Genomic DNA, 11,132 nt, shown 5'->3' with positions numbered 1-11,132 from the left:
CTGCCGCAACGCGCCAAAAGAAGGAGAACAATCACGCCTTGACCACTGAATGACCGGAAATCCATAGTCAGAGGTGGCTCACTTCTCGATGGAAATGCCGGCTCAGTTCTGGGTGGAAATCAACAACCACCGTTCACGGAGCGTTGTTGCAGAACTCATCGACTTCCGGGATTCACAGCGTGAATCCGGTGGGTTAAGAGCCTGCCATGACGAAGCCCGAACCTGCCCGCTATCGTACGACGAACTGGAAATCCTATAACGACGCGCTGAAGCGGCGCGGGTCGCTGCTCGTCTGGCTGGACCGGGATATGGCCTGGCTCGCTCCGAAATGCGGCAAGCCGGGGCGTCCGCCCGTGTTCTCCGACGCGGCCATCCAGTTTAGCCTGATGGTGAAGGTGCTCTGCGGCCTGCCGCTCCGGTAAACGACGGGCATGGTTGCCAGCATCCTCAAGATGGCAGGGCTGGATTGGACGGTACCCGACTTTTCCACGCTCAGCCGGCGCCAGAAGACGATCACCGTCCAGCTCTCGTTCCGCCGGACCCAGGGCCCCCTGAAGCTGTTGGTGGATAGCACCGGGATCACGTTTCTCGGCGACGGCGAGTGGCTGGCCAGGAAGCACGGCACGCACCGCCGCCGCCAGTACCGCAAGGTCCATTTGGCCATGGATGCCGCGACAGGCGACATCCGGGCGGTGGAGTTCACCTCCAGCCGAGAGGGCGACAGCCCTGTCCTGCCCGAACTCCTCGACCAGATACCGGATGGCGAGGAAATTGGCACCGTAACGGGCGATGGCGCCTTTGACACCCGGAGGTGCCATTCGGCGATCCTGGCGCGCGGCGGCACGGGAGCCATTCCCATCCGCAAGAACGGCCGCCTCTGGAAGGAGGACTGCCGGCTGCGCTCGCCAGGAACGACATCCTGCGGGCGACCGGCTTGCCGACGATCTGGAAGCGGTGGTCCGGATATCATGTGCTTAGCAAGATCGAAGCTCGGATGAGAAACCTGGGTCCTTCGGCGAACGGATCGCGTCAAGGGATCCCGATCGCCAGACCGCCGAGATCCACATCCGAGTTGCCCTGATGAACCGCTTCAACGCCCTCGGCACCGCCGAGATCGAACGCGTGGCCTGATCTTGGTTGGGGAAAGGGGCATCACGTCTTGGCGCCGACTTCTGCAATAACGCCGATCGCCAGCGTCGCCCCGGACGGACGCGCGCTATTCCGCCGCGCGCGCCAGCGGATTGTTCGGATGCGTCGTCCAGTTGGCATAGCCGCCACGGGGAAGGCCGGTGCGCTTGTCCGTCTCGCCCGGCGCCAGTTCGCGCATGGTGATGCAATCCTCGATCGGGCAGACATCCAGGCACAGGTTGCAGGCAACGCATTCTTCCTCGATGACCTCGAAAACGCGACCCGGCTTCATGGCAATGGCCTGGTGGCTGGTATCCTCGCAGGCGGCATAGCAGCGGCCGCATTTGATGCAGGCGTCCTGGTCGATCACCGCCTTGGTGACATAGTTCAGGTTCAGCTGGTTCCAGTCGGTGACATTCGGCACGGCTCGGCCGATCAGATCCGACAGCTGCATCTGATGGCTGTCCAGATAGTCGCGCAGACCGCTGATCATCTCTTGCACGACCTTGAACCCATAGGTCATCGCCGCCGTGCAGACCTGCACATTGCCGGCGCCAAGGGCCATGAATTCGGCCGCGTCGCGCCATGTCGTCACGCCGCCGATACCGCTGATCGGCAGGCCGCGCGTTTCGGCGCTGCGGGCAATCTCGGCCACCATGTTCAATGCGATGGGCTTGACCGCCGGACCGCAATAGCCGCCATGCGCACCCTTGCCGTCGATGGTGGGCTGGGGCGCGAACAGATCCAGATCGACCGAGGTGATGGAATTGATCGTGTTGATCAGGCTGACCGCATCGGCACCACCGCGTTTCGCGGCCTCGGCCGGTTTGCGGACATCGGTGACATTGGGCGTCAGCTTCACGATGCAGGGCATGCGGGAATATTGCTTTACCCAACGGGTCACCATCTCGATATATTCCGGCACCTGGCCCACGGCTGATCCCATGCCGCGCTCGCTCATCCCGTGGGGGCAGCCGAAATTCAACTCGACACCATCGGCGCCGGTATCCTCGATCTGCTTCAGGATCGTGCGCCAGCTGTCCTCGTCGCAGGGCACCATCAGCGAAATGATCAGCGCCCGGTCGGGATAGTCGCGCTTGACCGATTTGATTTCGCGCAGGTTCACCTCCAGCGGGCGGTCGGTGATCAACTCGATATTGTTGATACCAAGCACGCGGCGGTCGGCACCATAGACGACGCCATAGCGCGGGCCGTTGACATTGACGACCGGCGGACCTTCGGCCCCAAGGGTCTTCCACACCACGCCGCCCCAACCGGCCTGAAAGGCGCGGCGGACATTGTATTCCTTATCCGTCGGCGGGGCCGAGGCCAGCCAGAACGGATTGGGAGATTTGATCCCGACAAAATCAGCACGCAGATCGGCCATGGCTTTCCTTCCTTCTCAGACGCCGGCATGCCGCATGAGCGGCAATTCGCGGCGGATTATCTCGCTTCGATGACGAAAGACCTGTTCGCGGGTCAGGTGCGCTGCGGAATCGCCCGCATTGCGGATCATCTGCGCCAGCTGTGCCCGGTCGCCGTCCAACCCGGCAACCGCATCGACAAGCTGGTCCACCTGGCCGCGCGGCACCAGCAAACCAGCGCCTTTCTCGTCCACCAGCTCGGCCGCGAAAAAGTCGCGATACCCGATCAGGGGTGTGGCGGAATGCAGGCTTTCGATCAGGTTGCGGGGCGATTCATCGGTCTGGTGGCAGAACAGTTGCAGATGCGCATCTCGATAGGCCTGCCGGACGATCTGGCGATCGGCGACAAAGCCCTCCAGCGTCAGATCTTCGCTGGTCAGCCCTTCGGTGGCGGCAAAGGCGCGCATGTCATTCAGCAGCTCACCTTCGCCCAGCCAGCGGGCGGTGAAGGCGATGCCGCGTTGCTTCAGCCCGACAAGCACCCGCAGCCAGTCGATCCCGCCCTTCATCGGCGAGGCCCGGCCGCAATACAGGATTCGAAGCGGGCCCTGGTCCGCGGCATCAGCCTTGTCCGCGACGAATGCCGGATCGGCGCGGTCATCCTCGGTGAAATGGATGTCATCGACCTGATGCGGGTTGCGGGCGCAATCCTTGAAATGGTCAAAAACGGTCGCGCCATGAAGCAGCGCCAGATCGGCAGCCCTGACCGAGCGCCGCTCGTTATAGGCGATCACCGTGGCGCGAACCGCTGTTTTCATGCGGTTTTTCAGACCATTGCCCCCCTCGCTGCGCACCACCTGCGATTCAACGCGGTCAAGCCAGACGGCATGGGGGATGGCGTGCTGCCTGGCGGTGGCGGCGGCGATCTCGCCGGGGTCGCCGATCCAGCCGCCGTAACCGAAGGTGCAATAGTCCGCCTGTTCCATCAACACGCGCAGCTGATCGGCCACCTCGCGGCGCTTTTGCAGATAGATCCGGCGGTTATAGGTATCGGGAAGGGGCACGATCGTGATTCCATCAGCCGCCATCTGTCCGTGGTCGATCATGGTCCAGCCCTGCGGGGCAGGGCGCTGATCATGACATATCGTGAAAACAGTCATCTTGTCGAAATGCTGACGCCAGGCGTAAAGGCCCGACACGGTCTGCAATTCCATCTGCATCCGCCCATCCGCGTCTCGGAAGATCGGCGTCGTGATCCCCAAAAGCAGGCCATGTTTATCCGTCCCCACGCAATACCTCGTCAATGTCCTCGGCCGCGTCGCGCCCCTCGGCCACGGCAGTCACCGTCAGATCATCGCCGCCGGTCGCGCAATCGCCACCAGCCCAGACCCCCGGAACCGAGCTGCGGCCCGCCCCGGTGACGGCAATCTTGCCATCCTCCAGCGCCAGGGCCTGAGGTGCGCCCTCAAGCCGCTGGCCAATCGCGCGAAACAGCTGATCGGCCTTCAGGCGAAAACGGTTCTCGGTCTGGACCAGCCCACCCGGCCCGTCCTGAGTATAGCAGAACTCGACCTCGGCAACTGCATCATTTCCGTGCACGGCAACCGGCGCGGCATTGCAAATGATGCGAACCCCCGATGATGTTGCGTGTTCCTGTTCATGACGGCTTGCTGCCATGCGGTCCTGGCCACGGCGATAGACGATGGTGACCGTCTCGGCCCCCAGCAACCTGGCCTGAACGGCGGCATCCACCGCCGTCATGCCGCCACCGATCACCACCACATCGCGTCCGATGGGCAAGGCTGCCAGATCCTCGGCCTGGCGCAGATCGCGGATGAAATCGACCGCATCGCGAATATTGTCGCGATCCTCGCCATCGGCGCGCAGGGCATTGACCCCGCCCAGACCCATGGCCAGGAACACCGCGTCGAAATCCGCGCGCAGCTGATCCAGCGTGATCTGTTGGCCAAGGCATTGACCGGTGCGCAGCTGAATGCCACCGATGGACAGCAACCAGTCGACCTCGGCCTGGGCAAAGCCATCGACCGTCTTGTAGCTGGCAATGCCGTATTCATTCAGCCCGCCCGCCTTTTCGCGTGCCTCGAAGATCACCACCTCATGCCCCTTGGCAGCCAGCCGATGCGCCGCCGCAAGGCCCGCAGGCCCGGCACCCACGACCGCGACGCGCTTGCCAGTGGGGGCGCCGCGCAGGAAGGGATGGGGGGCGTCGATCATCCCGTCGGTGGCATAGCGTTGCAAAGCGCCGATCTCGACCGGCTGGCCCTCGGCTTCCATCCGCACACAGGCGCCTTCGCACAGGTTTTCGGTCGGGCAGACGCGGGCACACATGCCGCCCAGGATGTTCTGGTGAAAGATGGTCAGCGCCGCCGCATCCGGCGTCCCGGTCGAGATCTGGCGGATGAACAGCGGAATGTCGATGCCGGTGGGGCAGGCTGTGATGCAGGGCGCATCATGACAGAAATAACAGCGATCGGCCGCGACCTGTGCCGCGTGCCGGTCCAGCGGCGGGGCCACATCGGCGAAATTCACTGCATAATCTGCCTGCATCAGACGGCCGGGAACGACACCCGGTGTCAGCTTGGCTTGGGTCATCTTGCGCCCCCCTGGCTTAGCCTTATGCGAATCAGGCTGCCACAGGTTAAAAATTTTATCAAAGGGTAAAATTTGAGGGCGATATTGAAATTATCCTGCCTGCCGTCGCGCCTGCACCCTGCCCGAGGTTTCGGCATCCAGCCGGCCACAGCCGCCGCCGGTCAATCGGGCAGGATCAGAACCGCCGCCAGCCCGCCCAGTTCGGACCGCTCCAGCCGCAATTCGCCGCCATTCAGCGCCGCAAGATCGGCGACGATGGCCAATCCCAACCCGCTGCCGGGCGGACCGTTTTCATCCAGCCTTGCGCCGCGGATCAATGCGCGGGGCGCGTCTGTTTCGGCCATGCCGGGGCCATCATCCTCGATGCGGATGGTCAGGCCGGGTGTCACGGTGATGCGCAGGATCGAGCCCCCCCATTTCACCGCGTTTTCAGCCAGATTGCCGATGATCTCTTCCAGATCCTGCCTTTCGCCGGCGAATGCGGCGCCGGGCGGGCAGGTGACCTCGGCGCGCATGCCCTTGTCGGCCATCGGATGACGCAACACCAGCAGGATGTCGTCGATCACCTCGCGGACCGGGGTGCGTTGGCCCAGCACGCGGGGCTGCGAGGAACGGGCGCGGCGCAGATGCCAGCCGATCAGCCGGTCCATCCGCGTGATCAGCGCCTGTCCGGCATGGTCGGGCGGCAGGTCGTTCGACAGCGCCGATAGCGGCGTTTTCAGCGAATGTGCCAGATTGCCCAGATGCTGACGCGACCGGGCCAGAAGGGTGGCGTTCTGATCCAGGGCGGCGTTGATTTCTGTCACCAGTGGGTCCAGCTCGCGGACGCCGGGGCTTGGCAGGTGTTCGACCTCGCCTGCCCGGACACGGCGCAGGTCATCGCCCAGTTTCCGGGTGCTGCCCAAACCGGCAAAGACCTGCACCGCGACGGCCAGCGCCAACCCCAGGCCCAGCACAGCCAGCGAGATCGCCAACGGCCGGCGCACCTCGGCCAGACTGTCCCAGACCTCGCGGGCAGGGGCGGTCACGATCAGCGACAGCTGCATATCGCTGCCGGGCACGGTGAAATCCTCGCTGAGCACGCGTAGCGGCTCGGACCCCGGCCCGCGACCCCGGCCCGGCCCCGGTGCACGGCCCCGTTCAGGCAGCGCGAAAGAGGCATCGAACAGCGAATCCGATTTCGCGATAACGTGACCGTCGGCGCGCAATTGCCAATACCAGCCCGACAGCGGCAGCATGAAACGCGGATCGGTCGGCGGGGAATCAACCTCGATGCGGCCGCCATCGTCATCCTCGACCTCGACCCCGGCAATCAGCGTATCGGCAATGGCACGCAGTTCGGCATCATAACGTTCGCTGACAAAACGCCCCAGAACCGAGCCGATGGCCAGAAAGGCCGCCAGCAGCGCCACCGTGATCCAGACCGCAGCCAGAACCAGCATCCGCGCCCGGATTGACCGCATCATGCGCCGGACCGCAGAATATAGCCTTCGCCGCGCCGCGTCTCGATCACGCCATCGCCGATCTTTTTGCGCAAGCGCCCGATCACCACCTCGATGGATTTGAAATCCCGGTCACTATCGGCCTCGTACAGGTGATCGGACAGTTCGGTGCGGCTGACGATGCGGTTCTGGTGATGGATCAGATAACCCAGGATGCGGGTCTCGAACGCCGTCAGTTTCAGCGGCGATCCGTCCAGCGTGATGACACCCAGCTGCGCATCCAGTTGCAGCTTGCCGGCGCGGATCACCGGACGCGCATGACCTGCCGCACGGCGGATCAGGGTTTGGGCCCGCAAGACGACCTCGTCCAGGCGAAACGGTTTTACGGCATAGTCATCGGCCCCGGCGCGAAAGCCCGCGACCTTGTCGGTCCAGTCGCCGCGCGCCGTCAGGATCAGCACCGGCATGCCGATCCCCTGATCGCGCCAGCGGGTCAGCACCTCGATCCCCGGCAGGCCGGGCAGTCCCAGATCCAGCACCGCCACGTCATAGGTTTCGGTCGCGCCGAGATATTCGCCCTGCTCGCCATCATGGGCGATGTCGGTGACGAAACCTGCATCCTGCATGGCGCGGGCCAGCTGCCCGGCAAGGGTCTCGTCATCCTCGACGATCAATGCTCTCATCGTTTCAATGCCTCGGTCTGCCCCACGCCTGCCACGTCCAGAAACCGGCCATTGCGCGCATCCAGGCGGATTGCCAGCAGATTGCGCGCGGGCGTCAGCAGCCGCAATTCCGTCACCAGTTCGACCCCCAGATCGCGTTCATGGCGGGTCGGGGGGGTTAGCCTCGCCGCCAGCAGCCGACCCTGATAGCGTTCTGCGACCAGCCGCGCGGCCTCATGCAGGGGCAGGGGACGGAAATCCTCTTCGGCATGCAGAGGAGGGGCGGTCAGCAGCAGGAACAGGGCGATCAGGATCGGGCGCATGGTGGTGTTTTGGCATGGGAAAGCCAAACGAAACCCAAATGGGCCATTGGCCTTTGGTTCGATCTCGTTGGGTTAGAAGCGATTCGTCAACCAGGGGCAGGGTGCCCCAGGACAGAAGAAACGAAAGGTATCGTTATGAGCAGCAAGTTCCGTAACACTGCGGCCATCATCGCCATCGTCACCGGCCTGGGTGGCGCCGCGCTGGCCCAGACCGCAACCCCGACCACGCCCGAGGCGCCGCAGCCGCCTGCCGCGCCGGTGACCGTCACCGTCGACACGCTGCCCGATGTGCTGAAGGCGCTGAACCTGCAAAATATCGACATCGACCAGGATGGCCGCCGTACCGATGTCGAGGGCACGCTGGCCGATGGCACCCAGATCGAGGCCAAGCTGGACCGCGCCGGTCAGTTGCGCAAGATCGAGGCCGATGACGACGCCCCGCTGCCTGCCTCGGTGATCGAGGCGCTGGTGCCCGAGGCGGTGCGCAGTTCCGACATCTATTCGCAATTCGCCACGGTCGAGGAAATCGGCCTGCCGCCGGCGGAATCGCAGATGTCAGGGGTGATGATCGAGGGCAGCGACGCCTTGGGCGAGGACCTGCGCGCGATCTTTGCCGAGGATGGCTCGCTGGTGCGTTTCGGCCGGGGTGACGACGATCGCCGTGACCGCCGTGACCGCCGTGGCGACAGAAGCGAACGCGGCGGCCACTTTGGCGGCAAGCATGGCGATCAAGGGGGCCGGGGCGGTGATCATGGCCCCAAAGGCGACCAAGCCCGTGGGGATCGTCCGGGCGGCGACGGTCCCGCCATGGGGGGCGGCCAGCCGACCGCGCAGCTGGATGATGCCTCGGTGACGACGATTCTGACCGATGCGGGCTATGCCGATCTGGGCAGCATCACCCGTGACGGCCCACGCACCACCGTCGAGGCGGTGAATGCCGCCGGCGAGAATGTCACGGTCGAGTTGAACCCGCGCGGCGAGGTGGTGCGCGAAACCGCCCGCTGATCGCCGGGGTCATCCCATACAGGCAAGCTGGCGGCGTCCCGATCGGGGCGCCGCTGTCGCTTTGTGCGGGTCTTGCCGAAGCCTAAACGATATAGCGGTCGCGGCGGTGGTTAATGGCAATGGTCATGTTCAGCACCACCGCACCAAGAAAGCTGTAACCGACGGCCTGCCAGTCGATGATCAGCAGCGCCAGGGCAAACAGCGTCGCATCAAAGATCAGCTGTGCCCAGCCCGCGCGAAACCCGGTCGCATCCTGGATATACAGCGCCACGATGCCCACACCGCCAAGCGATGATCCATGCCGGAACAGGGCCAGCAGCCCGGCCCCGACCACCGCGCCAAACAGGACGGCACCAAAGGCCGGCTGAATCGTGGCAAAGCCGATCCATCCCGGCATCACCCCGCTGAGAAGTGATGTCAGCAGCACCGCCGCGAAGGTCTTTGCTGTGAAGGCAAGCCCGAAACGCCGGTATCCCAGCCAGTAGAAGGGGATGTTGATGATGAAAAAGACCGGCCCGAAGTCCCAGCCCGTCAGATAGGCGATCAGGATCGCCAGGCCCGCCGTCTGCCCGGTCACCAGCCCCAAATGGGTCAGGATCGTGACACCAAAGGCCGCCATGAAGCTGCCGAAGGCGATGCCCTGGGCATCTTCCAATGCGCTGTGTTGTGTCTTGTTCTCGTTCATGTGCGGTTGCTGCCCCTTTGCGATGCCATTGGCAACGGCAATTTTGCAATCGGGGCCACCGCGCAGAAAACTTGACCATGATTTCAAGCGGGTCACCGCCGCATGGCCGATCACGGCCTGATCACGACTTTTCGCGCCATTCGTCAGCGGCTAGACAAGGTAAAAACCATGAGGAGAGACAGGGATGACCTTTCAGGCAGGCAGACGGGCGGCAATTTTCGGGTTGATGGCGGCGGGGCTGGCCTCTTGCGGGCCGCGGCTGCCGGGCGGTGGCGGGGCCCCTTCGGGCAGCAGCGCGCCTCCGCCGCGGCCCGTGCCAAATGCGGGCTATGACGGATGGGTGGCAGGGTTCCGGGGCAGGGCGCTTGGCCAGGGGATCTCGGCCTCGACCTTCGACAACGCCTTTGCGCAGGGCGGCGGCTATCTGCCCGACGTGATCGAGAAGGATCGCAACCAGACCGAATTTACCCGCACGCTGGAAGACTATCTGGCCATTGCCGCATCAGAGGAACGGGTCGGCAAGGGTCGCGCCAATCTGGCGCGCCATGGCGGTGCGCTGCGTCAGATCGAGGCGCGATACGGGGTGGAACCGGCCGTCGTCGTCGCGGTCTGGGGCATGGAAAGCATGTATGGCGAGCGGCGCGGGAATATTCCGGTGATCGCAGCGACCAGCACGCTGGCTTATCAGGGGCGGCGCGGATCGTTCTTCGAACAGCAACTGGTCGCCGCGCTGAAGATCCTGCAAAACGGCGATGTCAGCCCTGCGGGCATGACCGGCAGCTGGGCCGGGGCCATGGGGCACACGCAATTCATACCGACATCATATCTTGCCTATGCCGTCGATTTCACCGGCGATGGCCGCCGCGACATCTGGTCGAACGACCCGACGGATTCGCTGGCCTCGACGGCGGCCTATCTGGCGCGATCGGGCTGGCAGCGCGGCGTGCCCTGGGGCGTCGAGGTGCGGCTGCCCGCCGGCTTTTCGGGACCGACCGGGCGCGGCACCACGCGCAGCCCCTCGGCCTGGGCGGCGATGGGGGTGCGCGCGGCAAGTGGCGGCACTGTGCCTGATTACGGCCCGGCCTCGATCATCACCCCGCAGGGAGCGGGCGGTCCGGCCTTCATGACCTTCCGCAACTTCACGGTTATCACCCGCTATAACAACGCCGAGAAATACGTGATCGGCGTGGGCCACCTGGCCGACCGCTTGCGCGGCGGGGCGGCGATCCAGGGCAGCTTTCCGCCCGACCAATACGGTCTGACCATCGACGACCGCCGCCGGATGCAATCCCGCCTGACGGCCATGGGCTATGACACCAAGGGCAGCGACGGTGTGATCGGCCCGGCCACGCGCGAGGCGATCTCGGCCTTCCAGCGGTCGCGCGGACTGCCGGCCACCGGCGAGCCCTCGCGGGCGCTGTTGCAGATGCTTGGCTGATCCGGGGCGGCGGCGGGAACGCCACCAGAATGGCTGTGGCGGGGCGCATTCAAGCGCCCCGCCGTTTTTCAAGGCCGTGCCAGCTGTTGTCAGAAGATGAAATCGTTTCCGTCCAGTTGGCTCAGGACGGTATTTTCCAGCACGATCCTGTTGCCTGCGCCGGTCTCGATGATGACATTCGTTCCGGCCTGCCGGGACGCCGCCATCACCTCTGCAAGGCTGGTCATGGTGGACAGCCCGCTGAAGTCGATCTTTTCCAAATCGTTATCCGCATCGAAATCGGTGATGACATCGACGCCGTGACCATCCGTAAAGACGAAGGTGTCGGCATTGAAATTGCCGGTTAGGTCGTGTTGACAAAAGGGATTCCCCTTGGGCTTGGGGCATGATTCAAGCTGGCATCTGCGATGGAGACCAGCTTGGCACGAGACCTTATGTCGGACGAGGAGTGGGCGTTCTTTGAGCGCTTCAT

General features: G+C 64.3%; 9 protein-coding genes and 2 pseudogenes. 3 read left to right on the top strand and 8 right to left on the bottom strand.

Translation table 11 applies throughout. The features are described from left to right. The first annotated feature begins 206 nt into the window (after positions 1 to 206). Positions 207 to 1,131 (top strand): annotated as a pseudogene (locus FNJ84_RS21175) (IS5 family transposase). Positions 1,132 to 1,216: 85 nt separating this feature from the next. Here the strand turns inward: FNJ84_RS21175 and preA are convergent. The 6 genes from preA to FNJ84_RS21145 form a co-directional block, all read right to left on the bottom strand. Then, the gene (gene preA, locus FNJ84_RS21170; protein WP_143795192.1) at positions 1,217 to 2,515 is read right to left on the bottom strand and encodes an NAD-dependent dihydropyrimidine dehydrogenase subunit PreA; all 1,299 of its coding nucleotides are present in this window, start codon (positions 2,513 to 2,515) and stop codon (positions 1,217 to 1,219) included. Positions 2,516 to 2,530: 15 nt separating this feature from the next. Continuing rightward, entirely contained in the window at positions 2,531 to 3,781 is a 1,251-nt protein-coding gene (locus FNJ84_RS21165) for a glycosyltransferase (RefSeq protein ID WP_143795191.1), read from the bottom strand. Next, positions 3,768 to 5,105, bottom strand: coding sequence for an NAD(P)-dependent oxidoreductase (locus FNJ84_RS21160; RefSeq protein WP_143795190.1), 1,338 nt, complete (start codon positions 5,103 to 5,105; stop codon positions 3,768 to 3,770). The genes FNJ84_RS21165 and FNJ84_RS21160 overlap by 14 nt, the downstream gene beginning before the upstream one ends. Before the next feature lie 161 nt (positions 5,106 to 5,266). Next, positions 5,267 to 6,571, bottom strand: a complete 1,305-nt coding sequence (locus FNJ84_RS21155) for a HAMP domain-containing sensor histidine kinase (RefSeq protein WP_143795189.1) — start codon at positions 6,569 to 6,571, stop codon at positions 5,267 to 5,269. After that, the gene (locus tag FNJ84_RS21150; protein ID WP_143795188.1) at positions 6,568 to 7,230 is read right to left on the bottom strand and encodes a response regulator transcription factor; all 663 of its coding nucleotides are present in this window, start codon (positions 7,228 to 7,230) and stop codon (positions 6,568 to 6,570) included. Before FNJ84_RS21150 ends, FNJ84_RS21155 begins: the two co-directional genes overlap by 4 nt. Beyond that, a complete protein-coding gene (locus FNJ84_RS21145) occupies positions 7,227 to 7,532 on the bottom strand; it encodes a PepSY domain-containing protein (RefSeq protein WP_143795187.1) in 306 nt (101 codons plus the stop codon). The genes FNJ84_RS21150 and FNJ84_RS21145 overlap by 4 nt, the downstream gene beginning before the upstream one ends. A gap of 135 nt (positions 7,533 to 7,667) precedes the next feature. Here FNJ84_RS21145 and FNJ84_RS21140 point away from each other — a divergent pair, with 135 nt between their 5' ends. Further along, positions 7,668 to 8,537 carry a hypothetical protein gene (locus FNJ84_RS21140; protein ID WP_143795186.1) on the top strand — a complete coding sequence of 290 codons (870 nt, stop codon included), beginning with the start codon at positions 7,668 to 7,670 and terminating at the stop codon, positions 8,535 to 8,537. Between the two features lie 82 nt (positions 8,538 to 8,619). On the opposite strand, the gene FNJ84_RS21135 is transcribed toward FNJ84_RS21140, so the two are convergent. Further along, positions 8,620 to 9,222 (bottom strand): YitT family protein, encoded by a 603-nt coding sequence (locus tag FNJ84_RS21135; RefSeq protein ID WP_143795185.1) that lies wholly within the window; start codon positions 9,220 to 9,222, stop codon positions 8,620 to 8,622. A gap of 184 nt (positions 9,223 to 9,406) precedes the next feature. On the opposite strand from FNJ84_RS21135, the gene FNJ84_RS21130 reads away from it, so the two are divergent. Continuing rightward, complete coding sequence (locus FNJ84_RS21130) at positions 9,407 to 10,660, top strand: lytic murein transglycosylase (RefSeq protein WP_143795184.1); 1,254 nt, start codon at positions 9,407 to 9,409, stop codon at positions 10,658 to 10,660. 89 nt (positions 10,661 to 10,749) lie between these two features. On the opposite strand, the pseudogene FNJ84_RS22280 reads toward FNJ84_RS21130, so the two are convergent. Further along, positions 10,750 to 11,132 (bottom strand): annotated as a pseudogene (locus FNJ84_RS22280) (hypothetical protein); the annotation flags it as partial.

The sequence above is a fragment of the Paracoccus sp. M683 genome, from assembly GCF_007096355.1.
GTDB lineage: Bacteria > Pseudomonadota > Alphaproteobacteria > Rhodobacterales > Rhodobacteraceae > Paracoccus.
Note: the sequence above shows the minus strand (reverse complement) of the source record. Positions and strands in the feature narration are given on the sequence as shown.

What these genes read in the sequence shown, in the direction of transcription:
- preA (WP_143795192.1), bottom strand. Translation starts at nt 2,515, where the DNA reads ATGGCCGATCTGCGTGCTGATTTTGTCGGGATCAAATCTCCCAATCCG.
- FNJ84_RS21160 (WP_143795190.1), bottom strand. Translation starts at nt 5,105, where the DNA reads ATGACCCAAGCCAAGCTGACACCGGGTGTCGTTCCCGGCCGTCTGATG.
- FNJ84_RS21155 (WP_143795189.1), bottom strand. Translation starts at nt 6,571, where the DNA reads ATGATGCGGTCAATCCGGGCGCGGATGCTGGTTCTGGCTGCGGTCTGG.
- FNJ84_RS21150 (WP_143795188.1), bottom strand. Translation starts at nt 7,230, where the DNA reads ATGAGAGCATTGATCGTCGAGGATGACGAGACCCTTGCCGGGCAGCTG.
- FNJ84_RS21145 (WP_143795187.1), bottom strand. Translation starts at nt 7,532, where the DNA reads ATGCGCCCGATCCTGATCGCCCTGTTCCTGCTGCTGACCGCCCCTCCT.
- FNJ84_RS21140 (WP_143795186.1), top strand. Translation starts at nt 7,668, where the DNA reads ATGAGCAGCAAGTTCCGTAACACTGCGGCCATCATCGCCATCGTCACC.
- FNJ84_RS21135 (WP_143795185.1), bottom strand. Translation starts at nt 9,222, where the DNA reads ATGAACGAGAACAAGACACAACACAGCGCATTGGAAGATGCCCAGGGC.
- FNJ84_RS21130 (WP_143795184.1), top strand. Translation starts at nt 9,407, where the DNA reads ATGACCTTTCAGGCAGGCAGACGGGCGGCAATTTTCGGGTTGATGGCG.